At 64.1% G+C, this 26,684-nt stretch carries 29 protein-coding genes; 10 read left to right on the top strand and 19 right to left on the bottom strand.

Annotated features, from left to right (window positions below):
- Positions 1-805: MFS transporter (locus V3B46_RS15895; protein ID WP_047937615.1), on the top strand; the 805-nt coding region annotated here is incomplete at its 5' end.
- A 163-nt stretch (positions 806-968) separates the two neighbouring features.
- Here V3B46_RS15895 and V3B46_RS15890 read toward each other — a convergent pair.
- The gene (locus V3B46_RS15890; protein WP_015912831.1) at positions 969-1,553 is read right to left on the bottom strand and encodes a TetR/AcrR family transcriptional regulator; all 585 of its coding nucleotides are present in this window, start codon (positions 1,551-1,553) and stop codon (positions 969-971) included.
- A gap of 110 nt (positions 1,554-1,663) precedes the next feature.
- On the opposite strand from V3B46_RS15890, the gene merA reads away from it, so the two are divergent.
- On the top strand, positions 1,664-3,118 hold the full coding sequence (gene merA / locus V3B46_RS15885; protein WP_003821139.1) for a mercury(II) reductase: 1,455 nt from the start codon (positions 1,664-1,666) through the stop codon (positions 3,116-3,118).
- 377 nt (positions 3,119-3,495) lie between these two features.
- Positions 3,496-4,341: an MFS transporter gene (locus V3B46_RS15880; RefSeq protein ID WP_024082530.1), complete on the top strand. Its 846-nt coding sequence runs from the start codon at positions 3,496-3,498 to the stop codon at positions 4,339-4,341.
- A 46-nt stretch (positions 4,342-4,387) separates the two neighbouring features.
- Here V3B46_RS15880 and V3B46_RS15875 read toward each other — a convergent pair whose 3' ends face one another.
- Both V3B46_RS15875 and V3B46_RS15870 read right to left on the bottom strand, forming a co-directional pair.
- Positions 4,388-4,891 (bottom strand): ClbS/DfsB family four-helix bundle protein, encoded by a 504-nt coding sequence (locus V3B46_RS15875; RefSeq protein ID WP_003821138.1) that lies wholly within the window; start codon positions 4,889-4,891, stop codon positions 4,388-4,390.
- A gap of 181 nt (positions 4,892-5,072) precedes the next feature.
- A complete protein-coding gene (locus V3B46_RS15870) occupies positions 5,073-5,615 on the bottom strand; it encodes a nuclear transport factor 2 family protein (protein WP_015912832.1) in 543 nt (180 codons plus the stop codon).
- 199 nt (positions 5,616-5,814) lie between these two features.
- Here V3B46_RS15870 and V3B46_RS15865 point away from each other — a divergent pair, with 199 nt between their 5' ends.
- Positions 5,815-6,510, top strand: coding sequence for a FadR/GntR family transcriptional regulator (locus tag V3B46_RS15865; RefSeq protein ID WP_003821135.1), 696 nt, complete (start codon positions 5,815-5,817; stop codon positions 6,508-6,510).
- 155 nt (positions 6,511-6,665) lie between these two features.
- On the opposite strand, the gene V3B46_RS15860 is transcribed toward V3B46_RS15865, so the two are convergent.
- The gene (locus V3B46_RS15860) at positions 6,666-7,076 is read right to left on the bottom strand and encodes a hypothetical protein (RefSeq protein WP_012614065.1); all 411 of its coding nucleotides are present in this window, start codon (positions 7,074-7,076) and stop codon (positions 6,666-6,668) included.
- Positions 7,077-7,256: 180 nt separating this feature from the next.
- Between V3B46_RS15860 and copM the strand changes: the two genes are divergently transcribed.
- From copM to kdsA, 3 genes are all read left to right on the top strand, one after another.
- The gene (copM, locus tag V3B46_RS15855) at positions 7,257-7,958 is read left to right on the top strand and encodes a CopM family metallochaperone (protein ID WP_003821133.1); all 702 of its coding nucleotides are present in this window, start codon (positions 7,257-7,259) and stop codon (positions 7,956-7,958) included.
- A gap of 10 nt (positions 7,959-7,968) precedes the next feature.
- A complete protein-coding gene (locus V3B46_RS15850; protein ID WP_003821132.1) occupies positions 7,969-8,226 on the top strand; it encodes a glutaredoxin family protein in 258 nt (85 codons plus the stop codon).
- 174 nt (positions 8,227-8,400) lie between these two features.
- Positions 8,401-9,273, top strand: coding sequence for a 3-deoxy-8-phosphooctulonate synthase (gene kdsA, locus V3B46_RS15845; protein ID WP_003821131.1), 873 nt, complete (start codon positions 8,401-8,403; stop codon positions 9,271-9,273).
- 50 nt (positions 9,274-9,323) lie between these two features.
- On the opposite strand, the gene mobH is transcribed toward kdsA, so the two are convergent.
- The gene (gene mobH / locus V3B46_RS15840; protein WP_003821130.1) at positions 9,324-11,195 is read right to left on the bottom strand and encodes a MobH family relaxase; all 1,872 of its coding nucleotides are present in this window, start codon (positions 11,193-11,195) and stop codon (positions 9,324-9,326) included.
- Positions 11,196-11,511: 316 nt separating this feature from the next.
- Here mobH and V3B46_RS15835 point away from each other — a divergent pair, with 316 nt between their 5' ends.
- The 3 genes from V3B46_RS15835 to V3B46_RS15825 all read left to right on the top strand — a co-directional run bounded on the left by V3B46_RS15835 (position 11,512) and on the right by V3B46_RS15825 (position 13,233).
- The gene (locus V3B46_RS15835) at positions 11,512-12,138 is read left to right on the top strand and encodes an integrase (RefSeq protein WP_003821129.1); all 627 of its coding nucleotides are present in this window, start codon (positions 11,512-11,514) and stop codon (positions 12,136-12,138) included.
- Between the two features lie 12 nt (positions 12,139-12,150).
- On the top strand, positions 12,151-12,783 hold the full coding sequence (locus V3B46_RS15830) for an RES family NAD+ phosphorylase (protein ID WP_012614066.1): 633 nt from the start codon (positions 12,151-12,153) through the stop codon (positions 12,781-12,783).
- An 84-nt stretch (positions 12,784-12,867) separates the two neighbouring features.
- Positions 12,868-13,233, top strand: a complete 366-nt coding sequence (locus V3B46_RS15825; RefSeq protein ID WP_003821127.1) for a DUF3742 family protein — start codon at positions 12,868-12,870, stop codon at positions 13,231-13,233.
- 11 nt (positions 13,234-13,244) lie between these two features.
- On the opposite strand, the gene V3B46_RS15820 is transcribed toward V3B46_RS15825, so the two are convergent.
- The 14 genes from V3B46_RS15820 to V3B46_RS15755 form a co-directional block, all read right to left on the bottom strand.
- Complete coding sequence (locus V3B46_RS15820) at positions 13,245-14,765, bottom strand: conjugal transfer protein TraG N-terminal domain-containing protein (RefSeq protein WP_003821126.1); 1,521 nt, start codon at positions 14,763-14,765, stop codon at positions 13,245-13,247.
- A gap of 15 nt (positions 14,766-14,780) precedes the next feature.
- Complete coding sequence (locus tag V3B46_RS15815) at positions 14,781-15,152, bottom strand: hypothetical protein (protein WP_003821125.1); 372 nt, start codon at positions 15,150-15,152, stop codon at positions 14,781-14,783.
- Complete coding sequence (locus V3B46_RS15810) at positions 15,149-16,546, bottom strand: integrating conjugative element protein (RefSeq protein WP_003821123.1); 1,398 nt, start codon at positions 16,544-16,546, stop codon at positions 15,149-15,151. The genes V3B46_RS15815 and V3B46_RS15810 overlap by 4 nt, the downstream gene beginning before the upstream one ends.
- A 9-nt stretch (positions 16,547-16,555) precedes the next feature.
- Entirely contained in the window at positions 16,556-17,482 is a 927-nt protein-coding gene (locus V3B46_RS15805) for a TIGR03756 family integrating conjugative element protein (protein WP_205301664.1), read from the bottom strand.
- Between the two features lie 17 nt (positions 17,483-17,499).
- The gene (locus V3B46_RS15800; RefSeq protein ID WP_003821119.1) at positions 17,500-17,946 is read right to left on the bottom strand and encodes a TIGR03757 family integrating conjugative element protein; all 447 of its coding nucleotides are present in this window, start codon (positions 17,944-17,946) and stop codon (positions 17,500-17,502) included.
- Positions 17,947-18,108: 162 nt separating this feature from the next.
- Entirely contained in the window at positions 18,109-18,603 is a 495-nt protein-coding gene (locus V3B46_RS15795; RefSeq protein WP_003821118.1) for a JAB domain-containing protein, read from the bottom strand.
- Between the two features lie 182 nt (positions 18,604-18,785).
- A complete protein-coding gene (locus V3B46_RS15790; RefSeq protein ID WP_012614069.1) occupies positions 18,786-19,571 on the bottom strand; it encodes a DsbA family protein in 786 nt (261 codons plus the stop codon).
- Positions 19,572-19,584: 13 nt separating this feature from the next.
- A complete protein-coding gene (locus tag V3B46_RS15785) occupies positions 19,585-22,461 on the bottom strand; it encodes a conjugative transfer ATPase (RefSeq protein WP_003821116.1) in 2,877 nt (958 codons plus the stop codon).
- Complete coding sequence (locus V3B46_RS15780) at positions 22,461-22,901, bottom strand: TIGR03751 family conjugal transfer lipoprotein (RefSeq protein ID WP_003821115.1); 441 nt, start codon at positions 22,899-22,901, stop codon at positions 22,461-22,463. The genes V3B46_RS15785 and V3B46_RS15780 overlap by 1 nt, the downstream gene beginning before the upstream one ends.
- Positions 22,882-24,300, bottom strand: coding sequence for a TIGR03752 family integrating conjugative element protein (locus tag V3B46_RS15775; protein WP_003821113.1), 1,419 nt, complete (start codon positions 24,298-24,300; stop codon positions 22,882-22,884). Before V3B46_RS15775 ends, V3B46_RS15780 begins: the two co-directional genes overlap by 20 nt.
- The gene (locus tag V3B46_RS15770) at positions 24,290-25,207 is read right to left on the bottom strand and encodes a TIGR03749 family integrating conjugative element protein (RefSeq protein ID WP_003821112.1); all 918 of its coding nucleotides are present in this window, start codon (positions 25,205-25,207) and stop codon (positions 24,290-24,292) included. Before V3B46_RS15770 ends, V3B46_RS15775 begins: the two co-directional genes overlap by 11 nt.
- Positions 25,204-25,896: a PFL_4703 family integrating conjugative element protein gene (locus V3B46_RS15765; RefSeq protein ID WP_003821110.1), complete on the bottom strand. Its 693-nt coding sequence runs from the start codon at positions 25,894-25,896 to the stop codon at positions 25,204-25,206. The genes V3B46_RS15770 and V3B46_RS15765 overlap by 4 nt, the downstream gene beginning before the upstream one ends.
- A complete protein-coding gene (locus V3B46_RS15760; protein ID WP_003821108.1) occupies positions 25,893-26,303 on the bottom strand; it encodes a TIGR03750 family conjugal transfer protein in 411 nt (136 codons plus the stop codon). The genes V3B46_RS15765 and V3B46_RS15760 overlap by 4 nt, the downstream gene beginning before the upstream one ends.
- Positions 26,304-26,315: 12 nt before the next feature.
- On the bottom strand, positions 26,316-26,630 hold the full coding sequence (locus V3B46_RS15755) for a TIGR03745 family integrating conjugative element membrane protein (protein WP_425279593.1): 315 nt from the start codon (positions 26,628-26,630) through the stop codon (positions 26,316-26,318).
- Between the last annotated feature and the right edge of the window lie 54 nt (positions 26,631-26,684).

Genomic DNA, 26,684 nt, shown 5'->3' with positions numbered 1-26,684 from the left:
CACCGCCGAGGACGCGCTTAAGGCCAAGGCCATTTCCTGGGTCATGGTGGGCGGTCTCGCGGGCGCCATCATCGGGCCGCAGTTGGTGATCTTCACGCGCGATGCGGTAGCGGGCACGCCCTACGTTGGCAGCTTCCTCAGCCAGGCGCTGCTGCCGCTGATCGCCTTGCCGATCCTGCTGATGCTGCGCACGCCGAGCCAGACCCAGGCCGAAGCAGTCGCCGATAGCGGTCGGACGGTGCTGCAGCTCTTGGCGATGCCGCGCTATCTGCTGGCCGTGGCTGCGGGCGTGGTGTCCTATGGGGTGATGGCGTTCGTGATGACGGCCGCGCCGGTGGCGATGGTCAACCACGGGCATTCGGTGGACAACGCCGCCCTAGGAATACAGTGGCACCTGCTGGCGATGTTCGGGCCGAGCTTCTTCACCGGGCGACTGATGGTGCGCTACGGCAAGGAGCGCGTGACCGCCGTCGGCATGGTGCTGCTCGCCGCCTCCGGGGTGGTGGCCCTGGGCGGGCTCGGCCTGTCCCACTTCTGGGGCTCGCTGGCGCTGTTGGGCATCGGCTGGAATTTGAGTTTCATCGGCGCCACGGCGATGGTCACCGACTGCCACACCCCGGCCGAGCGGGGCAAGGCGCAGGGCATGAACGACTTCTTCGTCTTCGCCGCCACGGCGGCCGTGTCGTTCCTCGCGGGGTCGATCCTGCACAGCTCGGGCTGGCAAGCGGTCAACTGGATGATCTTCCCGGCCTTGGCGCTGATCTTGGTGCCGCTGCTGTGGCAGGGGCGGTACGGTTGCAACTGACTTGACTTGGGGCATTGATCGAGGACTGGAAGCCGATAAGTGGCCCGTTCCGGCACTACACGACTTGTCTCCACTGCTGAAACTTCGGAAAGCTACTTTGCCGTTCCACCTTTATTGATGGTCAAAGAGTTGTATGGACAGATGAATTTAGTTAGTTAGTTAGTTAGTTAGATTTATCAAGAAGCAGTTTAACCACGGCTTTGGCTTTGCGAGCAGCGTGCAGATCTCCAAGAACGTGAGCCTGAATAATCGCCCCTTCAAGCAACATAGCAATTGTTTCAGAGATTTGAACTATCGATTCTCTGGACGTTATGACAAGTGAAGTGTGGTGTGTGATCCATCGCAGCATAGCCTCTTTGTTTCGGGCGCAAAGCTTATGTATATCATGATCCGGATTGCTGAATTCGGCGCTGACATTAATGAAATAACAACCCAAGAAAAGTGGCTTGGATTGATCGAGACCCTGAAACAGATCGTCAAAAGCATCAAGCATGGCATACAAGGCGTCCCTACCTGGCGTCGCTTCGTGCAAACGCAAATCGAGCCAAGAGAAATACTGCTGATCACAATATTCGACGGTCGCAGCAATTAGATCTTCCTTGCTGGAGAAATGGTTATATAGCGTTTTCTTGGCAATGCCGGACTCTTCAAGTACCCGATTGATGCCAACAGCATGAATGCCGTACTTATAAAAAAGGTTAAAGGCAGTTGCGACTAACTGTTCTTTTTTGTCCATGATGTTATTCATCGTTGTGAGGATTCATACGCGACATGTTGACACAAGGAGACAGGGTTGTCTACAATCCCTCAAGGAGACCGATCTGTCTCTTTCTTTGCAATTTCCTTGAGGCTTCTTTTATGAACACGACAACAGCGGCTTCCGCACAACAGCCCTCCGTCATCTATGATCTAGTCACGATAGGTTCCGGTTCGGCGGCTAGAGCCGCAGCGAACGAAGCACGTAGGCTCGACAAAACAGTCGCCATGATCGAACAGGGGTTGGCAGGAGGGACCTGTCTCAATGTAGGATGCGTTCCTTCAAAGACGTTGCTTGCGGCGGCTTCTGCTCGCATGTCTGCTGCGCATGGGAAGTTCCCAGGTATAGCGACCTCGGCCGGGCCTGTCGACTTGTCTTTGCTTGTCAGAGATAAAGATCAAATGATCGGGCACTTCCGGCAGTCTTTCCATGTACAAGCACCCAAGGATGCAGGTATTGCGGTATTTCGCGGCAAGGCGACCTTTGTAGCGTCAGATGAGCCAGATATCGTAGCGCTCGTCGTCGCGGACTCAGACGGAAACACAAACCTGGTGTACGCCAAGCAGGTACTGATCGCCAGTGGGGCAGCGCCATTCATTCCTTCCATTCCTGGCCTCAGTGAGGTGGACTTTCTCACTTCCGGCTCGGCCATGTCCCTTGAGCAGGTGCCTGAGTCCATGCTGGTCGTCGGCGGCAATGCGATCGGTCTGGAGCAAGGTCAATTGTTCGCTCGACTGGGCAGCAAGGTTGAAGTGGTCGAGATAGCTCCTCGAATTGCACCGTTCGAGGATCCCGCGATTTCTGCGGCACTGGAGCAGGCGCTGTCAGCGGAGGGCATCATGTTCCATACTGGCGCCAATCTGACAAACGTCGTACCACACGAGAGCGGGGTGCTTGCAACTGTCGTCGCCGAAGGACGTACTCAGCAAATTTTCGCCCATAAGATTCTCATAGCGACGGGGCGCCGTCCGGCAACTGAAGGACTCAACTTGGATGCTGTCAATGTGTCCAGGGGCGATCGAGGCGAAATAATTGTGGACGAACATCTGCGAACCTCAAATCCTCGCATCTGGGCAGCGGGCGATGTCACTGGTATGGCTCAATTAGTGTATGTCGCTAGTGCGCAGGGGACCGTGGCCGCGAGCAATGCTCTGGGCAACGAGCCTCGGTCCCTAGACTACACCGCCTTGCCCCGCGTCATTTTCACGTCGCCCGAGATGGCTGCTGTCGGCATGACTCCTATGCAGGCTGAGGCGGCCCAAATTGCCTATGATGTTCGTGAAATTCCGGTTTCCTTTGTTCTACGTGCTATTGTAAGTCGTCACGACAAAGGGATAATCAAGATGATATCCGAGCGTGAGACAGGAAGGATTCTGGGTATTCATATGGTAGGCGAATCTGCTGGAGAGGTTATTGCAGCTGCAACCTATATTATCTCCGCAGGACTTACGGTTGACCAACTTGCAAAACAGTGGTCTCCGTACTTCACTATGGCGGAGTCGCTTAAAAACGTAGCAAGCAGTGCGCCAACTTTGGAAGATTCGGCTAATGGCTAAATCTTATTATTACTATGCGCTTAAATTTCAAGGGATCGTTTCAGGGTAAAGTTTCCTGATGTGAGCATGTTTGAGTTTTTTGCTATGGCGGGATCGCTCAATGGGCTTCCCGCCTTTTTTGTGGTGAATCATTAAAGAATTTGCCGATCTTGAATATATGCATAAAAACTCAGGGGGTGCCGTTCAGTCTGTTGACGAGAAAGATAGGATTCTTTTACTGAGAAATTCCCGTCAGAACTTCAATTTATCTTCTCTAAATTTGAAAGGTTGTCAGGCAATTCATGCGCGATGAGTAGACACGCTGGCCTGCTTCAGTGCCCCCGAGTACTGCGACCAGAAGGAAAGGGGTTATTCGTTTCATAGTTCGATTTCCTGCTGTGGGCTACTGCTTCGCAGCCGCCGTCACCGCCGAGGACGCGCTTAAGGCCAAGGCCATTTCCTGGGTCATGGTGGGCGGTCTCGCGGGCGCCATCATCGGGCCGCAGTTGGTGATCTTCACGCGCGATGCGGTAGCGGGCACGCCCTACGTTGGCAGCTTCCTCAGCCAGGCGCTGCTGCCGCTGATCGCCTTGCCGATCCTGCTGATGCTGCGCACGCCGAGCCAGACCCAGGCCGAAGCAGTCGCCGATAGCGGTCGGACGGTGCTGCAGCTCTTGGCGATGCCGCGCTATCTGCTGGCCGTGGCTGCGGGCGTGGTGTCCTATGGGGTGATGGCGTTCGTGATGACGGCCGCGCCGGTGGCGATGGTCAACCACGGGCATTCGGTGGACAACGCCGCCCTAGGAATACAGTGGCACCTGCTGGCGATGTTCGGGCCGAGCTTTTTCACAGGACGACTGATGGTGCGCTACGGCAAGGAGCGCGTGACCGCCGTCGGCATGGTGCTGCTCGCCGCCTCCGGGGTGGTGGCCCTGGGCGGGCTCGGCCTGTCCCACTTCTGGGGCTCGCTGGCGCTGCTGGGCATCGGCTGGAACTTCAGCTTCATCGGCGCGACGGCGATGGTCACCGATTGCCACACCCCGGCCGAGCGCAGCAAGGCGCAGGGCATGAACGATTTCTTCGTCTTCGCCGCCACGGCGGCCGTGTCGTTCCTCGCGGGATCGATCCTGCACAGCTCGGGCTGGCAGGCGGTCAACTGGATGATCTTCCCGGCCCTGGCGCTGATCCTGGTGCCGCTGCTGTGGCAGGCCGCGCGAAAGCCGGCGCTGCCAGCTCCGGTCTGATCGGAGCGGTGCAAGAGGCGCTCCGCGCAGTGGGTCGCCTCGGCCGCTACAGCACCTGCTTCCACTGGCGCAGCCTCGACAGCGCGTCGTCGTAGGCGGTGGAGGTGAAGAACTGGATCTTGCGCCCGAGGGTCTTCATCGGGCTCAACGCGGGATCGAAAAGCGAGGCGTTCGAATGGTGCGCCACGCAGTCGAGCACCCGGTCCTGTCCCTCCGTGAGCATGGCTTCCAGCTCGCGAAGGTCTCTGCCCGCGAAACGGCGCTGGAAGCCGGCAGAAAGACGCTCGGCCCGCTGCGCCATCGCACTCGGCGAGTAAAAGGACGCCGAAGGTCCAGGCGTCCGATCATGCGCGAACTGCAGGATCATCGTGTTCCAGACGATGACGTCCACCAGGACCATCGCAGCGTTGGTATGCAGGCGCGGCTCCTGCCAGATCATGGCCGTGTGCCGGTAGTGGCTGGCGGGAATGGTGGCAGCTTCTACCCCGAGCTTTCGGTGGCTGGCGCGAACCTTGTCAAGGAGTTCCTGCTTCGTGGTTGGTAGTTTCATTCGGGATTTCTATTTCATCGAGACAAGGCTCGATAACCGGCGTGTCAGATATTCATCAAGTCACCAGCGCAATTACCTTGGATTGAGGAAAAGCGCTTGCCTCACCGCTGCGCTGGCGGCGCCGAGGGCTTGTGCATGATGAAGCGGGACATGTCGGTGATTTCCTGTTTGCGGATTTACGTTACTGCTGAAGCTGCTTCTGCATGGTGTTGTGGTTGTAGTAGTCGCTGGCATAGACAATCTTTCCGTTCGAAACACGGAAGAAGCTCGCGCCGAAATAACTGATGGTCGAACTGGAGGGCGACGTCCCGCCATTGCTGTTCTTGGTGGCGGTGAATTCCCACTCGATCGCCACACCATCGCCGGAGGCAACCGGCTGCGAACGGATTTTCATTTTTCGGTCGGGCAGGATTTTCATCAGAAACTGCGAGACTTCGGTAATGGCTTGAGGCCCAGTGCGGGACGCTTCATTGCTGGTATTGAAATAGACGACGTTGGAATCGAGCACTTTTTCCATCGCGTCGGTTCGCCCGCCATTCCAGGCGTCAAGGTATTGCCGGACCACCTTCACGTTCTCTGGCTCATCTGCCGCCTGCGACGTGACGCTATAGGCGAGTGAAGCCAGCCCGAGGAATATCGCTCCCAAAGCCTGCACCGGACGGCAGCGCAAGCCGTCTGAAGAACGAAGGGGCCTGAATGACAGGGCGTGCTGCATGTTGTTCATGGTCGAAATACTCCAAAAGGTGTTGAAAAAAATCCCGCTCGCACGGGCGTGGTGGAAAATCGCATGTCGCGCGCAACGAAGCACAGGCCGTCGGCAATTGCTCTTTTGTCAAATACATAGAATCATCCTATGTATAAGGCCTGAGTTGCTACAATCGAGGTCCGATGGGCTCCCGTCTCTACGTCATTTGAGAACCGCGATGAATAACCGCTTCACACTCCCACAGGCGCCGCGGCGTTCGCTCGTCGATTCGACGATTGAGCTGATCCGCGGCCAGATCGAGGGAGGCGCCTGGAAGGTCGGCGAGCGCATCCCCAGGGAGCAGGAACTGGCCGAGATGCTGGAGGTTGGCCGCAACACGGTGCGGGAAGCCATTCGCGTGCTCTCGCACGGCCAGGTCCTGGAAGTCCGCCAGGGTGATGGCACCTACGTGCGAACCAATATCGATCCGGCCGAGGTCATGCGCCGTGTCGGGCGTTCCGGCTTGCGAGAGCACTTCGCGTTGCGCTGCATGCTGGAAACCGAGGCGGCCAGGTTGGCCGCGGTGCATCGGTCCAAGGCGGACGTTGGGCTGCTGCGCCGACTGTTGAAGGCCCGCGGCGAGCAGGAGCAACACGCATCGAGCGCGGCCTTTGCCGAGGCCGATACGGCTTTCCACTGCGCGATCGCCGGGATGTGCGGCAACGGCGCGCTGGCTGAGCTGTACCGCTACTTCGCGAACTCGGTCCGCATGAACACGCTGACTGCGCTGAAGGACAAGGAACTGCCCGAGCCGGGTCTCGCGACCCATGAGGCGATCGTGGATGCTATCGAGCGCCAGGATGGAGAAGCAGCTGCGGCGGCTGTGCGGAACGTGGTCGCTCCGCTGATTGCGGCACTTGAGAAATCGGGTTGATCCGAGCGCGACTCCCGCGCTGGCAATGCCGCTTTCCATCGAGCAGCCGGTCGCCGGCCCCGTTGATCGGAACGCGGGTTGTTTCCCGGAGAGCACGCGGTAGCCGGTCCTCATGGATAGGCCCTTGGTGCGCTACAGCGACCGGACGGTGCTGTTCATATCGAATCTTCGACGCGACCACCCGCCAGGACATACCGGGCCAGCGCCTCGGCATCGGCGTGGGTGGCCCGGGTGGACTGCGGTGTACCGAAAGCCTGGACGAGCTTTGGCAGCATGGCCTCCAACTGGGCTCGCTTATCCGAATCCGGTTCGACGTGGATGAGCGCGAGCAATGTGCCGCCAAGCGTCTCCTTGTGAGTCTTCAGCCAGACGCCGCGCTGAGCGCGATCGTCGAGAGTCTCTTCTGGCCCTCCCGCGACGTAGATAAGCACGAAGGGCTTTCCGCAGGCGACGAGTTCATCCATTTCCGCGCACCAGGCGCTGCTGTATCCGTTGTAGATGCTTGCGCCGTCGAAGCGGACGATGGGGAAATCGCTGGTGTCGTGAACTTTCGGTTGCTGGGACATGATCCTGGACTCTCGCTATTAACGTCCTAACATCCTACCTTTGTTGAGAATTACTTGCAACTGAAATGGGCATGGGCACACCGCCGTGCAGCGCCAAGTGACGGGCGAAATAAGGGCTTGACCTTCCAACAATGGGAGGCCCTACAGTGAACCCATCAACCTCATTCAAGGAGTTTTTTCATGAAGGTCAACAAGTTCAGCCTCTTGTTCATTGCGGGCGCCGTCGTGGTCGCCGCCGGCCTGATGGCCGTCCAGAAGAAGGTGGTCGTCCCGTCGGGTGAAGCGATGCAGGCCAGTGCGGGCGGAGGTCACCAAGGGCACGCGATGCCCTCCAGCGCCTCGGCCAATGACAGTCCTTCCACGACCGCGTATCGCGCCGTGAACGACCAGATGCACGCCGGGATGGGAGCGCAGTTCACTGGCAACGCCGACGTCGATTTCATGCGTGGCATGATCCCGCACCACCAGGGCGCGATCGACATGGCCAAGGTGGCGCTGCAGTACGGCAAGGACCCGGAGGTTCACAAGCTGGCCCAGGAGGTCATCACCGTGCAGGAAGGCGAGATCGCCATGATGAACAAGTGGCTGGGCGACAACGGCCAGCAGGCGGCGGCCGGCAGCTCGGGCGATGCCTCGACGGCCGCCTACCGTGCCGGCAACGACCGCATGCATGCGGACATGATGATCGACTTCAGCGGCGACGCCGATGTGGACTTCATGCGCGGCATGATCCCGCACCACCAGGGTGCGATCGACATGGCCAAGGTGGCGCTGCAGTACGGCAAGAACCCGGAGGTCCGCAAGTTGGCTCAGGAGGTCATCTCCGCGCAGGAAGGCGAGATCGCCATGATGAAGAGTTGGCTTGTCGCTCGGGGCAAGTGAAGGCACGACCATGAACCAAGCCAACACCCCGCGCATCCTCATCTATAGCACTCCAACTTGCCCGGACTGCCGGGCACTAAAGGAGTGGTTGTCCCAGCAGGGCATCGCGTTTGAAGAGCGCGACCTGACCGACCCGAAGATTTCCGCGGAGGCCAAGTCACGAACCGGCGTGCGCGTGGCCCCGATCACGATCGTCGGCGACGAGGTCTTCTATGGCACCTTCGCGAGCCAGAAGCCGAGGCTGATGAAGGCGCTCGGTCTTCAGTGAGCCGCTGAAGGAAGACCGTGGTCACGGGCGGAGTCGCCGGTGCGGACCCCGGTCGGACCCTGTAAGCGCTGTTGTGGACGCGTCTGCACGCAAAGCTCAAGACCGTGAGGCATTCTTCGCCGACGACGCTCGGCGCTTTCGCCTGCGGTCGTTGACATCACGAGAGGAATTTTTATGCGATCGACATCATCAGCCACCTCCCTGCACGTCGCCATTTCCGAGGGCATCACAGTCGCCAACGACCTGCCGTTCGTGCTGTTCGGCGGCATCAACGTCATCGAGGATCTCGATACGACCCTGGCTGCGGCTGAGCACTTCGCGGAGGTGACGCGCAAGCTGGGGATACCCTTCGTTTTCAAGGCGTCGTTCGACAAGGCCAATCGCTCGTCGATCCATTCTTTCCGAGGTGTCGGCCTGGAGGAAGGGCTGCGGGTCCTCGATGCGGTCAAGTCGCGGTTCGGATGCCCAGTCTTGACCGACGTGCATGAGGTTGAGCAGGCCATGCAGGTCGCTGCCGTTGCCGACGTACTGCAAGTTCCGGCCTTCCTGGCCCGGCAGACCGATCTGGTGGCCGCCATTGCCCGCACCGGTCGGGTAGTGAATGTCAAGAAGCCGCAGTTCCTCAGCCCGGGCCAGATCAGGCATGTCGTCCACAAACTGCACGAGGCTGGCAACCCGCGCGTCCTGCTGTGCGAGCGTGGCACGCAGTTCGGCTACGACAATCTCGTCGTGGACATGTTGGGCTTCCGCGAAATGAGCGTTGCCAGCAGTGGCCTGCCACTGGTGTTCGACGTAACCCATAGCCTGCAGCGGCGAGAAGCGGATGCGTTGGCTTCGGGTGGGCGTCGCCAACAGTTGCCCGAACTCGCGCGGGCCGGCATGGCGGTCGGCATTGGCGGTTTGTTCCTCGAAGCACACGCCGACCCGGCGCATGCACGTTGTGACGGACCCAGCGCTCTGCCACTGGACACGCTCGAACCGCTGCTGCGGCAGGTCAAGGCGGTGGACCAACTCGTCAAGTCGTTCGAGCCTCTTCGGATCGACTGAAGCTTGCCACCCGTTCAAACAGAACGTGTGGCACTTCCCCTCTTAGTCGGCTATTTGAGCGACAGATAAGGATTGTTCGGTGGAACGGCATCGAATATGTGCGATGGGTCTTCGAGCAAATAGCCATGCACCTGGCGCGTTTTGCGCGGTCCCATGACCTCGCACGTCCTGATGTTCAGACCCGATGGCTGTTTCCTGTGGAGTCCGAGTTTTTCAAAGCGCTTCTGCACCCACTGCCAGTCCTGCAGGGCCGCGTCCTTCGCAAGCGGCCCAATGGTTGGATGCTCTTGTGCGTAGCGCTGGAAAACACCAGGGCTGATCAGGTAAACCGTGTCGGACACGGTATGTACCAGGGCCTTGGCGTCATTGATGATGAGCTTGCGGGTCTGGACGGCCTGTTTCAGCCAGGCCATGAAATGCTCGCCCGATGGCCGCCCGGTAAATGAGGCGAAATCGTGCGGCGCAGGCGCGGCGGTCGGCGCCGAAGGACCTGGGGCCGATGCGGGAGGGTCGAGCGGCACCGCTGCATCGTCGGCACCCTCTGGCGGGGCTTCGACGGACTGCTCCGGCTCAGGCGTTGTCTCGAACATCGCCAGCATGCTTTCCAGTGGGTCGGCCGGATTGCGCTGCGTGCTGGGAGGTATGGCGTGACTTCCGCCCGACTGATCTGGACGGCTGCTTGCTGCGGGCTCCTTCTCCGTTGCCACCGCTGCTCCAGGTAGCAATGCAGCGTCGGGTGCGGACGGGCGCGGCCCGTCCTCGGCCTCGCCGGCGTTGTCCACGGTCACGGTTCCCGCAAATGGGCTGGGTCGCTCCGAGGGCTCCCAGATCAGCGCCGGGGCCAGGCGCAGGAGCGTGAAGGCATGGGACCAGCCACTCTCACTGGTAATAGTTGCGCGCCAGATGGCCTTGCCGGAGGCGGTGGGCTGCAACATGGCATGATCCTGTAGCACGTTGAACACGGCCGTGTTGTTCGCGGGGATGCCATCGACCCCCTGGGACAGCAGGTGCGCGCGCAGCTTGTCCGAGACTGTCTTGCTCACCAGCCACAGCGCGTCCTCGGTGAGCCAGCCATCGGAGGCCTCCGGCTGGTTCAGTTTCAGCTCTTCCTTGAGCAGGTAGCGCAGCCCGTTGACCAGCTTGCGTTGGAGCGAGTGCTTGGGCGCGGCCATGGCGCGCGCGGGATCGCCGCCCAGCTCCTGGGCGACGGAGGCGCGGTCGGCCTGCACGACAAGCTCGCCCAGAACCCCGGCGTGCTCGTACTGCCCAGCCAAGACGTAGAGCAGCGGCGCCCACAAGGATGGATAGCCACTGAGCCAGTCCAGCAGATCGCGATTGAGCAATTGCTGGTACAGCAAGCCTGTCGCGGCGCTATGAAGCCGGTACTCGCGGTCGTCGCGGTAGCGGAAGCGGTACGGTTGGCGCAGCGGGCCGTGCCATGGGTGCCAGGTGCTGCCGTCGGCCAGCTCGACGTGCAGATCGACGGCCACCTTGCCGATGTCATGGAGCAGTGCGGCATAGGCGACGGCCGCAGTCCAGGCTTCGGCCTGCGCCGCCTGGTCTTCGGGGCTGGCCCCGATGGGCAGCAGATGGGACTGCCGCAGCTTTAGGCTGTAGGCGACGATTTCGAGGCCATGGTCGAGCATGCCGCCCGGGTAGGCATGGTGATGCGCTTCGGAAGCCGGGAAGGCCTGGACCAGCTCGGCGTAGCGCTCCAGCGGCGCGCGGTACAGGGAGGCGAACTGCTTGCGCGAAAGCGAGGTGCGCTGCCAGATGTGTTCCAGCAGCTTCTGCCGGCGCGGGGTGGCGAGCAACGATGCGGCCGACTCCGGCCGCATCAACCCTTTCGGGAGGTCGGTGGCGGGTGCTGGCGACGGCGCGGCAGCGACCGGGGGCCGTTTTCGCTGGAACAGGGAGAGCATGTCGGTGTCCTGATGGCGGGCCGGGCGGGAGGCCTTTTGGCCTTTTCAAGGTAGGGCCTTTCCCCTTGCACCCCATTCCCTTGCCGTTTCGACCCTTTGGCCTTTAACCGTTTCGGTATAGCGGGGCCTGGGCTGCGGCTCCAGCGTCAATGCGGAACCCGCACGAATGGATTAGACGGCGACCTGGCGCTGGGCCCCGGCCTATGCTGCCGGGGCGCTACACCGCCAGGTAGGCTCCCACCCGGGCGACTAAGTTGACAAATGCGACAAAGGAGACTAGAGTGAATCCTGTCTCAAACCTACCTGGGAGCTGACCATGCCCACTGCGATCGAATTCATTGCCGACCGGCTGCCGCGAGTCACGGTGGAGGATGTGCGACGCTTCGCCGATACCGTCGAAATCCGGGATGCACCGGCGTTCGCGGCTGAGTTGCAGGCGTTCATCCACGAGCGAGTGGAGGCGGTGACGCTGCCCGCCAACCTGGAAGGTGAAACGGTGGCGCAGGCCTTGCAGCGCAAGGCGGCCGCGTTGCGCTCCGACACGCGCTGGACACCGGCTGAAACCGATGTCCAGCGAGGCCGCGCCTTGCTGCTGGAAGCCTTCAACCAGCCGGACAACCTGCCGCCTGCCGAGTTCGCCAAGCTGGCGGACAAGTCGCGCCAGCAAATCTACAAGGACATCCTCGCCCGTCGGCTGCTGGCGCTGAACGTGGGGCCGCGCGGCCAGAAGCTGCCCGACTGGCAGCTCGACCCGGTGAAGCAGCAGTTGACCCAAACCGTGCTCCAGGAGGTCGAGGGCATCGACCACTGGACGATCTACCGCGCGCTGTCCGAACCCCTCGAAGGCCTGGGTGGTCGCTCGCCCGTGGATGCGGTGACGCATGGCACGATCGATGACGTGGCCGAGGCCGTGTTCAACGTGCTGGGCGTCCAGGTGCATTGAAGCGAGACCGCCATGAGCCACGAGCTGCCTTCGTTCCTGATCGATGCCGGTGAACTGCTCCAGCATGTGAGCCGCGTCGTCTATCGGGGCAGCCCGCTGTACTATGGCCGCAGCAGCACGAATCGCTACGATGACCCAGCGGGGGCCTACGGCGTGCTCTACCTGGGGCGCGACCTGCCCACGGCGCTGATGGAGTCGGTGTTTCACAAGCACCAGTGGCTTGCGGACACGCAACGCTCGATCGCGCTGAAAGAAGTCCAAGCCCGGATGGTGCGCGCAGTAGGCGTGATGGACGACGTGTTTCTGGCCGATCTCACGGCGCAGGGCGTCATGGCGGGCTACTTCGGCCTGAACCTGGAGCAGTTGGCCAGCCGCGACTACACGCACACGCAGCGGGTGTCCGCCCAGGTGCATGCGATGCTCGGAGATGATGGCCAGGCGCTGTTCGACGGGGTGCTCTATCCGTCGCGCAACAACTATCCCGCCAAGAGCATCGCCCTGTTCGAGCGTGCGGGAGCGAAGGTTGGCGTCATCGAGGACATCGACCTGGTGGACCATGTGGACTGGCCGCGTTTCGTTGTTACCTACCGCATCGGCGTTGAACCCGACCCCGGCCCGGTGGGGCCGGATGACGAAGCGTCCTGAAGCAGCAAGAAAACACATTGAAGCCGCAAACCGAATGAAGTGGAGCAAACTGGAATAGGCATTCCTCAACAGCAGGAGACGACCATGAACACGACGACCCGCACCAGCACCGCAGAACGCCTCGGCCGCGCCTTTGGCCGCGGATGGCGTGCCTATGCGCGACGCGAACGGCGGGCGTCGAACTGGTTGGTGTCCAAGGGCATGCCGCGAGCTGGCGCTACCGCGCTCGTGTGGGTAGCCAAGCTGGCTGTACTGGGGGTGCTGCTCTACGTTGCGTTTTGGTTTGCACTCGTGATGCTGGGCGTTGCGGCGGCGGGATGGGCTGCTGCTGCAAATACTTCGGATGAGGACGAGTGGCCTTTCACCGACCTCACCGAGCTGCGCAAGACGCCGGGCTACGATCCCAACCTGTACAACGACACGTCGCACGAGTTGTACACCGACGACTGACCGGCCTCGCGCTATTTCAGTTTTCCTCCGGTGAGCGCCCCGGCACCCTTGCCGCCAGCTTGGCCGGCGCTCTTGCTGCCATCGGAAAGTCCCTGGATGACGTGCCCGGCCCGAATCCCAACCCAGGTAAGGCTCGCCAGCCAGAATCCCGGCAGAACCAGGAACATCGTGCCCATGACGAACATCAGGAGCATGTCGCCGAAGGCGTTGTTCAACCCTACCAGCGGGTCAAAGTTGGTGTGCGGCCGGTTCCAGCCAAAGCCCCAGCCATAAAGCGCGTCCAGAATCGTTGAATCGATCCAGCGTGCGAGCTGGAACCAGAAGTCCGTGAAGAACAGCGCGAACTGCACGACGCTGACGGTGACGACCGTCTTCAGGTCGTAGGTGCCCACAACCAGCACGAGCGGGATGCAGATGACCAGCGCCATCTTCAGTAAGGCGAGGATCATGGGCAGGGATTGGCGCACGACATCCATGGCAGGAAACGCGGCAATCGCGCCGACTGCCATCCCCACGTCGCCCGTGGCGCGCGTCACGATGTTCGGCAGGGTCTTGTCGATCTGGCCGCCGTAGTCCGTATAGACGCTGCCCTGGTTCAGTTTCTGCTGCCGCGGTGACGCGATGGCGCGGATCACCGAATCGTCCACCTCGGCCCGGCTGAGGAACCCGGCCCAGCCCGCCAGGCGATTCAGCAGGGTCGGGTCCACTTGCCCCAGCAGCCGCGCGCGCAGGCCGTTGCTGCCGTCTGACCACCACTGCCTGCAGGTCGGGTAGCCGCCACCATTGGCAACCTGCGCGAGGCCTGCATCGCGGGTGTCGTCATAGGGCCATGCCTCGCGCGCCGTGCTGGAGCGGTAGCTGTCGTAGTAGCCACCCGTGTCCGTGAAAAAGCGCGAGCCGATCCAGGTTACGTCGTGCATCTGCTGCTCATCGAGATCCGGGCGCTGCATGAACAATTTGGCCCGCGCAGGCCCATAGCAATCCCGCGAGAAGTCCGCGACCTCCTGAGCCAGTACCGGGTCGTCAATGCGGGTCGCGTCGATCTCCATCCTCATCTGCCGCAGGTCCGTACCGCACGGGATCGCCGCTACCGAGGCGCTCGTGACGGCGCGCGAGAGCGCGTGCATGAAAGCCCACCAGACCGGCACCTTCGCCGACTGGTTGTTGATGGTGCTGAAGGACTGCGACCAGCCGGTTTCCGTGGGCTGCGGCACGCTGACCTGGCACTGCGCCGAGCGCGAGCTGTCGTACTGGATGGTGCTGAGGTCCACGTCGATGAACGGAATGCCCGCGAACATCACCACCACGATCGCGACGAACACCCGGTTCTCGATACGGGCGGCACTCAGAACGCCTTTGTTGCCCTCGTCAGCGCCTTCCGCGCGGGCCTTCAGCCACTCCTGCACGACGATGGCGACGAAAGGCAGCGCGAACACCCCGCTGGACACCAGCACGGCCCAGATACCGTTGTTGACGATCCAGGACACGAGGGTGAGGTAGTACTCCAGATAGTCGGTCGTGAAGAGCGTCATGGCCCCGATCTCCCCTCAAGCGGCCTGCATCAACAGGCTGGCTTCCAGCGCGACGATGGCGACGACGCCGGCGACCTCGGTACGGATCAGCCGGCGCCGCGCCTGCCCATCTGTCCCGCTTTGGTCTTCGCGGGCCAGCACCCGGCGGCGCATCCAGAACCATCCATAGGCCGTTGCCGCGTACACGCACAGCCGCCAGATGAAGAAATACCCTGCGGAGGCCGCCAGCCACCGTTCCCAGCCTGCAACGCTGCCGACCAGGTTGATGCCCGCGACGTTCGCCCCCACTGCGGCGGCAACGATAAGCACCAGCCACAGCAGCGTCTTCGCCGCGCGCCGGCTGAACAACCAGCGCAGCGGCCGCCAGGCCATGCGCGCCGGGCTCATGGCCGACTCCCCGGATTGCCCTTCTGGAGCTGGTCGAGACGGTCCGGCACAGGATCGCCCTCGTAGATGCCGCGCGAACCGGCCGCGCGCGCGCCGTGGCGCTGGATGATCGCCATGGGCGAGTTGTTCGCCAGTTCGCGCCGCAGCTCCAGTTCGGTCTTGAGGTTGCGAATCTCACGGTCGAGCGTGTCGCTCTCGTGGTTCACCGCCTCCACGGCAAGTTCGTTCGCCGCGACGTTGGGCTCCTTCTTGCCCGTGAGCAGCGTGCGCTGCAGCAGCAGCGCTTTCTCCAGCACGGATGCCAGCGCGACCTCGGACGCGAGGCGCTGCGACAGCAGGTGCTGGTCGGGCTCGTCGCGCAGCGCCTCGATCACGCCGCGCGTGATCGGCAGCGACGCACTGCCAGCTTCGCGCAGGTTCTCCGGCGTCGTGTTCTTGGCCTTGGTTACCAGGTCCTGGAGCGCCTGCAGCTTGGCGTCGTACTCCTCCTGGATCAGCGGCGTGAGCCCGACGCCCGGCGTCGTCTCGGTCTTGGTGCAGGCATCGCACGTGCGCTGCTCCTTCTCGCCGAGCACGCGCGTGGCCCACTCGACGGCAGCCTGCGGCGAGGTCCAGGTCTGGCACGAGAGACTGCTGCAACTGGCCGGCGCAATGGACGAGGTGTCGGTCACGCCGCGGCCGTTGACCAGGTTGTAGCCAGCGCGGGTGACATCGCCGACGACCTTGATCGCGGGCTGGCCGGAGCCGCCCGCGTTGCTGCCCCCGACCCACGGCACGCCGTCATTGCCGCGGCGCGTCTCGGCCTGCTCGATGGCCGAGACCGCATCCGTGCTCGACACGGCATCGCGCAGCGCCAGCCCTTCGGCCATCTGGCTCCAGCCGAGTTGGCCGCCCGCCGTTTCGGCCATCTTCTCGGCCATGGCACGGCACGTCAGCTTGCTGCGGTCGAAATCCAGCCGCGCCTGCAGCACGCCATTGGTGAGCAGGTTGTACAGACCGGGATCGGCCCGCTGGATGATCAGTGCGGGCAACGATGCCACCGCACTGGTGGCACTCTGGATCACCGACGACATGATTTGCTGGAAGCCGTTGGTAATGCCGTTAAGTTGGTTCTTCAACGTGGTCTGGATGCTCATGTCGCCGCAGATCAAGTTGCTGTTCCAACCCACGCCGACACCGATGGAGCGCATGCCGGCTGCACGTCCCATCGACACGGCGTTGCCGCCACCGATCGAGTACATGACGTCATCGCCGATGACGCTGCCGCTGGTCTGGTATCCCAGTTGACCCCAGGCCACGCCGCTGCCCAGCGCGAGCGCGCCGGCCAGTGCCAGGACGATCTCCGTGCGACGTACCCGGCGGGAGAACGGATTGAATGCAGGACGGAACTTCATGGCACCCCCTCAGAGGAAATCGACGCTGCCCAGGAACACCTGGCCCCGGCGCTCGCAGCAGGCATACGGCCGCCACAGCGCCCATGCGTAGTCGCCTTGCTGGGCCTGGGTAAGGAAGCCGCTGCGCGGGAAGACCGTGCAGGACGAGGACAGGACGGGCGTGAGTTCTTGCCACTTGCCGGTCGAGGCATCGCCCTCCATCAGCGCGCCGGCCGGCCAGTAGCCGTCACGGGAGTTGGCAAGCAACGGCTGATAGACGTGGATCTGCCCGCGGCGCGTGACCACATCGCCCGCACGCTGGGCCACCACTGCGCCGGCCTTGAAGTCGTCGGTCTGGTGCAGGAAGCCGCCACGGGGATACACGTTGCCCCAGAGATTCATCGTGGTACGGGCACCGACTTCGCGCCGGCCCGGAATCAGCGCTTCCGGGTAGGCCATCTCGGGCACGTTGTAGCGCCAGGCCAGCGTATCCAGGGTGCTGAGCAAGTACGGCATAAACGCCGTGCCCGCGCCCTCACAGAAGTAGCCTGACGAAGAGACGAACTGGTTGAACACCTCTGCGCCGGGGTGACCGATGACATCCGCGTTCTTGAATTTGGCGAGGCTGTTTTCGTGATCCTCGTTCGTCGTTCCGTCGCCGCCAGCTTGGGCGGACGGGTTGGGCGTGCTCATTGCCTGGACTTCGACCCAGGGGTTTTCTCCGGTATTCGAGTACGACGACACCACTGCATCGGGGATGTAGTGGCGCACCTTGATCGACGTGCGCACGGTGCAGCCCGTCCATGTGCAGTAGAGCCAGTAGCAGATGCCGACGACGCGGTATTCGAGGCAATCGGGCGATGCCACCGAGCCGATGATGGTCGCTGTATTGAGGGCGTAGCTGCCCGTGGCGCTGAGCAGCAGCAACGAAGCCACGCCAGCGCGCAGGCGGCGCATCAGGTCGAATGGTCGGGTCACGGCTGGGTCCTCCGGTGCTGCTCGATGCGCGCGACAGCGCGAGCCACATCCGGCTCGCCATAGACCACATAGCGCCTGTCCACCACCACGGCCGGGAGGCTGGTGATGCCGAGGCTCCATGCGTCGGTAACGCCTTGGTATGCGGAAGCGATGCGTCGCTGCAGATCGGCACCGCCGCCATTCAGCCGGCGCTTGACGATGGCCGTCGCCTGTTCGGGGTCGGTGGGCAGTCCCGCGGAAAGCTCCGCTTCAATCCTGTGGGCTTCGTCCAGCTCGATCAGCCGCTCGCCGCCCATGGTCTTGACCGGGTGGCGGCTGTCGGTGACGACCACCACGTCGGCGGCGAAGGTGGCCGGGCTGAAAACGGCCAGGGCTGCCGGCAGCGCCACGGCCCGGCCGAGGGTTCGCCAGCCCGGCGCGAACCTGGAAAGGGATGCTGTCATGTCGCGTGCCCTTGAAGTTGATCAGAGCAGTAGTCAAACGCGAAGCCGACGCGGCCCCAACAAACAATGCGCATCGCGCACTGCCCGCATACCTGCTTGTCTCGCGCCCATGAAAAAGCGGAGGCCGAAGCCTCCGCGTGGATCAGGGAGCCGATGCCGTCGCTACAGCAGGCCGGATTCCGCGAACGAGTACGGCGTGCCCTGGCCGACGATGAGGTGATCCAGCACCCTCACGTCGATCAGCGACAACGCGGCCCTCAGCGTTTGGGTCAACGCACGGTCCGCGCTCGACGGCTCCGTGCAGCCCGAAGGGTGTTGGTGAGAAAAAATGACCGCTGCCGCATTCAGTTCCAAGGCACGCTGCACGATCGGACGCGCATGCACCGAGGTCGAATGGATCGTGCCTCTGAACATCGGCTCGTAGGCCAGCACCTCGTGCATGCTGTTGAGGAACACGATGGCGAAGACTTCATTGGGCTCGGCGGCCAGTTTCAGGCGCAGGTAGTCCTTGACGGCGGCAGGCCTCTCCAGGGATGGCCCCTTCTTGAAGACCCGCTGCTCCAGCAGCGCGATGGCTTGCCGGATGATCCAGTCATCGGATTGGGACATGGGGGCAAAACGTGGCTCCACGCAGGAGTCGTTGGCGACGAGAGACATGGCGGACCTCCAGAAAGTGAGCGGAGGGCGCCACCCTGGGAGGGCAAGCCCTCCTGGGGATGGAAACAGCGGAACAAGGTGCATCCATCACCGCGCGGCGGTGATTGTTCGCGGCCAGGATGCGAAAGCGAACGGGTAGCGGTCAGCGCGGCGAGCCGCGCCGTAGCCTTCAAGACCGAGGGCTACCTGGGCATGTCGCCGACAACGTCGGCAGGCATTTCGGATGTGGGGGTGGCGGGCGAACCCGGCGCGTCGCTGGCCATTTCCCCGGCCGCCAGCAGGTCCATGGCCGAGAGCAAGGCATCGCCCTCGATCGGCCCCTGCAACAGGATGGCCTGGCCCGTCTGGCGATCGAGCAGTCGCAGCGACGGCGTGGCGGTCACGCCGCTCTTGGTGGCTTCCGCGGCCTGCGCGCGGATGGCCACGTTGGGGCGCTCGCTAGCCATGCACTGTTCGATGGCTGACGTTGTTTCGGGGTAACGCAAGCCATCGGGCAAGCCCTGGCCGTCGCTGCGCGTGTGGGCATAGACCCATTCGACCGCCTGCCAGAACGCCGCATGCCCGCCCGCTTCGGCGGCGCACTCGGCCAGACGTGCCTCGGCCGACGCGGCAGGCTCGTGCGCGGCCAGCGGCTGGTGATGCCATTGCAGCGCCACGTCGGTGTTGTTGCCGACCCAGCGCTTGAGCTGCGGGAAATACTCCCGGCAGAACGGGCATTCCAGGTCGGCATAGAGCGTCAGCGTGAAACGGCCTTCCGGGTTGCCCATCTGCCAGGGTGGCCCAGCGACCTGCGCCGTGCTGACCGGCGCGCGCGACGGCGCTGAGGATTCGCCGGGCGTCCGGGACACCAGCCAGATCAGCAGCAGCGCGACCAGCGCAGCAGCCAATACCCAGGGCCAGCGAGGCCGCCAGCGGCGACGGCGGAACGCCTGGACCTGCATCGGAATGGAAGGACGTTTCTGTTCCATGGCGTTCTCCGGTTTACGACAGTTCCAGGGCCGGCGACTCGATGCCGCGGGCCTGGTCGATCTTCTCGGCCACCTTGAAAGCCGCTTCCAGTTCGGTGCAGCCGTACTGCTGCATGAGCTGGTAGCGTTCGGCCTTCTCCTCGGGTTCTGTCTGCGCGAGGGCGAGGTACAGGGACGGCGGCACGGCGCGGAACAGCACTTCCATGCTCTTGGAGAGGATGACGCCTTCGGTGAATTTCCCCGCTTCCTTGCGCGCCGAAAGCATCAGCGCCTTCTGCGCGGGCGAGAGTTCGCGGAACCGCGCGATCTTCTCAACTTCATCGGGCGGCATGCTGAGACAGATCCACCACTCGATCATGTTGAGCATGGGCTCCGCGGCGCGCGGCAGGTCGTCGATGTTCTGCGTCGCGAGCCAGAACCAGGCCCCCAATTTCCTCCACATCTTTGTAATTTTCACGACGTAGGGCGCGAGCAGCGGGTTCTTCGTGATGATGTGGCCTTCGTCGGTGACGTTGATGATCGGGCGTCCCAGGTATTGGTCGCGCTCGGCGATGTTGTTCACCGTGCTGATCAGGCTGATGTAAGCGATGGAGAGCTGCGCGTTGTAGCCCTCGCGGGCGTATGTCGCGAGGTCAACCAAGGTGATGTCGGCTTCGGGCCACGGCGTGCCGTCGCGGTCGAACATTTCGCCGTCCGTGCCTTGACAGAACATGTCCATCGCATCCGCCATCTCCAGCAGCCGCACGCGGCGCATTTCGGGCAGCGTCGGGTCCTGGCCGCGGGCGCGCAACGCGTTGCGCACGTCGCGCGTAAGCACCGTGCGTTTGTCGGCCACGCAGTGCTCGGCGGCGTCGAGGATGCACTGACGGATCAGCGAGCGGTCAGCCCGCGTCATCCGGGCTTCCTCCTTGTCCTCTCCGCCCGTGATCATCAGCCGCGCCGTGATCTCCAGTTCGCCGAGCACGTCGCGCTGCTCGTCCGCCTCCATGGCCGAGGCATCTGGTGGCGGGTCTTCATCCAGCGCGTCGGCGTCGAGCGTCTGCACGTCGCTGGGCGTCTCGATCAGCCGACGCGCGTCTGCGAATGGCGCGAGGCTGATGCCCGAACCTGGGGCCAGCTTGACCCGGTTTACCGTCAGCCCGAGCATGCGTGCGAAGTCGCTGAACAGGCCGAAGCTGTTGCCAGCCTCCACGATGAACAGCCGCGGTCGGTAGATGGCCGTGACCTGATTCAAGAGGTTGTTGAGCGTGGCGCTCTTGCCGGAGCCGGTGGGGCCGAACAGGAACAGATGGGCGTTCATCTGCCGATCCAGGCGGCTGAGCGGGTCGAAGGTGATCGGCCCGCCACCGCGGTTGAACATCGTGATGCCCGGGTGCCCCGTACCTTGAGCGCGGCCCCACACCGGCGACAGGTTCGCCGCGTGCTGAGCGAACATCAGTTGGGTGTACCACTTGCGCCGATCCTGGCCGGGGTTGTAGCAGCATGGCAGCCACCGCAAGTAGCTGTTGAGCGGCGCCACCTCGTCGTCCTCGCGCACCGGCTGCAAGCCAGCATTGAGCATCACGTTCGCCAGGTCCAGGCCGCGCCGGTCCAGTTCCGCTTCGTCGCGTCCGCGCAGGTAGAATGCCAGCGTCCCCCGGTAGAGCTTGTGTGCGCTGCCGATGAGGGAGCGGGCTTCCTGCACGTCCTTCAACGTCTGCTCCGACGCCAGCGTCTCGCCCACGGCCTTCTTCGCCAGGTGGTTGAGATCCGCTTCCAGGACATCCTGCGGCGTGGCGACCATCGTGAGACACAGCAAGGTGTCTTCCGGCATCTGGTCGAACAGCGTGTTGATGGCATCCCCTTTGCGGGTCTCGCCGGTCAGGTGTCCGGTGCCGGGCGGCATGCGCAGCCGGTCGGTGATCAGCACGCGGTGCGGCATGCCGTCGAAATACCAGGTGCCGTGCTCCACGTCGGAGCGTGGCTGGCCGAAGAACAGCCGCTGGCTGAAATCCCGCCCGCTCGCCAGCTCGATTTCGCCGGCCTCGCTTTCTTCGGTGCTGTCGGGGTAGCGCGCCAGCGCGTAGAAGCGCTCCCGGTCCTCTGCACTCGGTCCAAGCATCGCCGGGCGCGGATTGAACCACCGCAGCAGCCAGTCGTGGACGTCGGCTGCGACCATGCGCCGTGCCTGGATGCCGGCGTTCGCCAGGCCGCCGCACAGGCGGTCGCAGACGATGTTCAGCATCTGCTCGGGCGTCTGGCCGCGGCGGCTTGCCTGCCCAGTTGCACGGCGATAGATCACCATGCGCACCCGCCGCGTCTGGCCGCGCCAGCGCAGCCGCGTGACCACCGTGTCCTCGAACAGGCCGCCCGGCTTGGCGACCGCGCGCAGGTGGTGGCCGAAGAAGCGCAAGTAGAACTCGGTGAAAGCGGTGCCGCGGGCACGCGGCTGCACGTAGTCGCGCAGGGTCTGCATGTACTGGTCGAAGCTGGGCTCGTCCTGGGCATAGAGCTGGAGTACCCAGGGGTTTTCGTCCAGCTCATCGAACGAGTCCTGGAGCGCGTTCTCCAAGGCATCGCGGGCATGCGCGAGCCAGCCGGGCTCCCGCCCCTCGGTGCCCAGCGGCACCAGCTCGTAGAAGGCAGCGACCGACTGCCCATCCTCCAGCAGCATGGACTTCGACTGCGGCAAGAACTCCACCCAAGGCAGCAGTTCCGCGAACGACGGCGCGACGTCGTACAGCGCCTGCTCGTCGGCTACCGTCGCCGGCCTGCGGCCCTGGACCGCTGCGCCGGGTTCAGGGACGCCGGCCTGGCGCAAGGCCTCGACGTGGCGCTGCCAGCCGTCCGGCTTCTCTTCGTCGCCGGTGCCGGATGCGGCCAGCTTCGGCCAGGGAAGTTCCCAGCGCATCAATAGTCCTCCAGCCGTTCACCGGGCATGGCGTACTGCACGCGCTGGTACAGGGGGAAGACCGTCGTGTAGCCCGGAACCGGCACGGGGTCCGTGCCCGCCAGGTGCGGGTACACATACATGACGAGATCGGGGTTGGGCAGGCGCTGGAACTGGCGATAAACCTCGTTGCGCGCCGTGCGCGTGTAGCGCATCTGCTCGACGGGCGCAGCCTGCACATCGGCGTCGGTCAGCGGCCGGCGCAGGCTCTGGCGCGCGTCGAGCAACTGCCGGCGCGCGACCTGGCCGGTGCCACTGCCGCCGCCACCCGTTTCCTGCTGCCAGATGTCCATCATGGTGCGGTCGCTATGGGTCAGCAGTTCTTCCTTGCTGGTGGCGCAACCGCTGAGCACGGCGACGGCCGCGGCCAGCGCGAGGCCCTTAATCGAGTTCGAGCGCATGGCTTTCTCCTGCACGGTGATCGACGCGCCGGCCTTCGGGGTCGTGATCGATGGCCAGCGGCTTTTCGAGGTGGACGGCGACCTTGGCGCCTGGCTGCACATAGACGGCGGCGAAAGCCTGTCCGTAGAGCTTGTTGACCCAGGTCGACATGTCCCGGACGCCGCCCGCGAGGATCTGGCCGACTGCTTCCTTGCCGCTGATGCCCACGGTGCCGATGGCGCCGTCCGAGCCGACGTAGGACATGCGGCCGCTGTCGCTCTCGATGAGCGAGGCCACGCCGGCTCCGGCCGCGGTGATCAGAGCTTGCGACCCGAGGTACTGCTGGGCGTTGCTGCGCCGTTCGCCGCTGACGCACGGGATGCCGTGCGGGTCGCTGATCCAGCCCAGGCCGTCGCGCTGCTGGTTGTTCTGCTGGTTGCCTTCGCGGTCTTCGGGAATCGTGCGGATCGTGCCGTCGTTGAAGACGAAGGTGATGCTGCGAACCTGGCCGCGCACGCACGAGAGCGTCCAGTCGCCCGATGCGGTTCCGGAGAACACCGCGCCGGCCACGTCGGGAATGTCGATGCCGTTGGCAGTCAGATTGTCCGGCCCGACCAGCACCTTGAAGGGGTACGGATCGTTCACCGTCCCGTCGATCGGCACGCGCCCAATCAGCGCCGTCATCGCCACGGAGCCCATCAGTGTCGAGTTGGTCGGCACGGTATAGACCGGCTTGGCGCTCTTGACGCCTGCCGCACCTGCGCCGGCGTTCGCCACGGTTTCCGCGGTGGTTTCCAGTGTGCTTTGTGCCGGGCCGAAGCTCGTCGGGAAGCTCATGCCGCTGCCTGCGCCACGACTGCCATTGCGGCCCTCGGCCTTCTTCGCGTCGTCCGGTTCGACCCAGCGCATGCCGCCTTCCATGCCGGCCTCGTCGCCGCCGCGCAGCCCCAGGCCCACCGGCAGATCAGCGTGACCGCCGCCGCGCCCGCCAATGCTGTCCAGGCGCCGCTGCAGGTCGGCGAGCAGCCCCTCGGTCTGCTGGCGCGCGCTGGCCGCCTGTTCCTGGTCGCGGCGCAGGTTGGAGCGCTCGGATTCGAGGGCCGAATTGATGCGCTGATCAATGGAGTTCTCCCGCTGGCGCAGCCGCTGGTTTTCCTCGCGCTGCGACTTGTTGTCGGTCAGCGCGGTCTGAAGCTCGGTGCGCAACTGTTTCACCTGGGCGACGAGCGTTGCCACGGTATCGCGCGGGGTATCGCCTTCGATGCCCAACGCCTTCATTTCCTCGGGCGTGAGCTTGGAGCCAGCATCCGCGGCGGGCGGTGCCGACGTGCTTCCACCGGAGAACAGCCGGATGGCAACGAACAGCACCAGCAAGGCGACCGGGATCATCAGCCACTTGAGCAAGCCGTTACTGCGCATGGCGGGCCTCCTTGCCATCGTCGGCTTCAGCTTCCCGCTGCGGCAGATGCACGGCCGGGTCGAAGCGGTGGATCGCCGGCAGCAGCGATTGCGCGAGGCCGTGCCCGCGCGTCACCAGGTACAGGACGGTCGTGTCCTCGGGCGTCCCGCGCGGTCCGAGCGCTTCGTGCTGGAAGGTGGCGGTGAGGAAATCGCCTTGCAGCACGCGCGGGTCGAGCGTGACCCAGCCGCTGCTGCTGTTGGTCAGGCGCACGGCCGTGACCCACTGGTCTTCCAGACGCCACGACGCGAGCGCGACCGCGCGCACCGGCAGCGTCGGCATCAGCGTGCCGAGGTCGAGGTCACGGCGCAGGTTCACCCGCATGACGCCAGGCAGCGACTCCACAGTGCGCAGCGGCGCGTAGAGGTTCTGCGCGGCGAAGCGCGTCAGGACGACCGGAACCGGGGTTTCGCGCCGGGTCGCCCGCGTACCTGCTTGGTCCTGGGCGCGTGCCGGGGCCTCATCGGCACCGCCTGGCTGATCGCCGTAGCGCGCAGGGGTGCTGCTGCCCTCGACGATGCGCACCGGCTCCAGCTCGGCTTCGCCGTCTTTGGGCGGCTCGGCCGCAATGTCGAGCAGGATCAGCGCGCCCGTGTCGGCGTCCTGCAATTGCAGCCGCGTGGGCTCGATCGGCTCGCTGGCGCGCAGGTACACCGCGCCACCTGCGCTCTGCACGCGCAGGCGTTCGCCCACGCCTGCGGGCACGCCCACGCGGACGTTCCGGTCGATGAACACGATGCGCTCCTGGCCGACCTTCAGCGGCACCGCCAGCGGCATGCGTTCCCACCGCAGAATCTCCACAGCATGGGAGACGGGTGCCGCGGCCACGGCCAGCAGCCCCAGCAGCACGAGTACAGGATGCTTCATGGGGTGTTTCCTCCTTGGGGCGCTTGCGGAGACAGGCCGCCAGGTGCCGGGCGAGTCGGCTCCGGTGCGCTGATGCGCTGGGGCGCGCCGTCGTAGCAGTCCAGCGCCAGGCCGAAGGGGTTGCGGGCGGGATCGACGTCCACCCGCGTGACCTTCACCGGGTAGCGCACGAGCGCGCGCTTGACCTGCTCGGCGCCGTAGTACTCGTCGGCGGTGATGTCGAGCGTCACCACCCAGTCGCGGTCGGAGACCACGCGCACGCGCGCCGTGGGGTCGTCGCCGTAGCCGCGGCCGGGGATCTCATAAATCCCGCGCACGCGCTGGCGCAGCTCGCCCGTGGAACGGCGGTAGTCGTAGTCCGCGCGCAGGAAGGCCTGGCAGGACGGGGTAAGGTACGGCGAGAGCGTGTGGAGGTTGCGCGGATAGTCCTCTTCGCCGTTCGTCGGCCAGCGGTTGAGGGTCTGGAACACGTAGAACGTGAACGCATAGACCGATTCGGGCGGCACTTCCCACCACTTGCGGGTACTGCCCGAGCGCAGGTCGGGCGGGACGTGGATGGTCAGGTCGCGCGGCGCGCTCCACCAGCCACCGCCCATGACCAGGGCGACGATGACCAGCGCACCAGCACCCAGGCGAAGCGTCTTGATGTGCGCCTGCAGGTGGGTGATCTCGTTCTTGAAGCGGCTCATCGTGCCCCCCTTGCAACGGACCTTCGGGTGGACCAGAAGCCGGAGCGCGAGATCAGCACGTGGCCGCCTACCCATCCCGCCATCAGTGGATGGCGCGTGGCGATGCGCCATTGCAGTTGCCGGTACAGCCAGGTGTCGGGGCGCCCGCGCTTGAGCCGGCGCAGGATGCCGCCGCCGATGAAGACGCCCAGGGCCACGCCCAGGACGACGAACGTCGGCGCGATGGCGATCGTGCGGAACACCCAGGACAGCGGCGCGCCGACCAGCAGGCCGGCGGCGCCGGACAGGCCGCAGCAGATCCACAGTTCGTCGGCGGTGAGGCCGCGCACGACAACAGGGTGGCGGTTGAGCCGATGCGGAAGGAACGTGACCGTCCCGTCCGCACGGACGTGCTGCTGCTCGGACATACCGGCCTCGCCTTACAGGATGCCGGTGGCTTCGGTGAGCAGCCAGATGCCGATCACGAGCAGCACGGCACCGATCGCGACGGTGAGGCCAAACTGGCCCCAGGTCTTGCGGCCGGTGTGGATTTCCGCGTAGGTGCCGTAGGCGTGGTAGCAGACGCCGATGAACATCGACGCCACGACCAGGAGGGCTACGAGCATGATGATGTCGTAGCCGTAGTTCCTGATCGTTTCCATGATGCCGTTGCCGGTGCCGCGGGTCGGGTTTTCCAACTGCGGCAAGCCTTGCGCGAACGACAGCGCGGGCAGCGCGGCGGAGCCCAGTGCCACAGCGGCGCGCTGGGCAAGGCGGGAATGGAGGATGCGGTTTTGCATGGTCGTGCC

Origin of the sequence: Stenotrophomonas sp. SMYL11 (assembly GCF_036320005.1) — a bacterium.
GTDB lineage: Bacteria > Pseudomonadota > Gammaproteobacteria > Xanthomonadales > Xanthomonadaceae > Stenotrophomonas > Stenotrophomonas maltophilia_A.
This window is presented reverse-complemented; position numbering and strand designations above follow the sequence as displayed.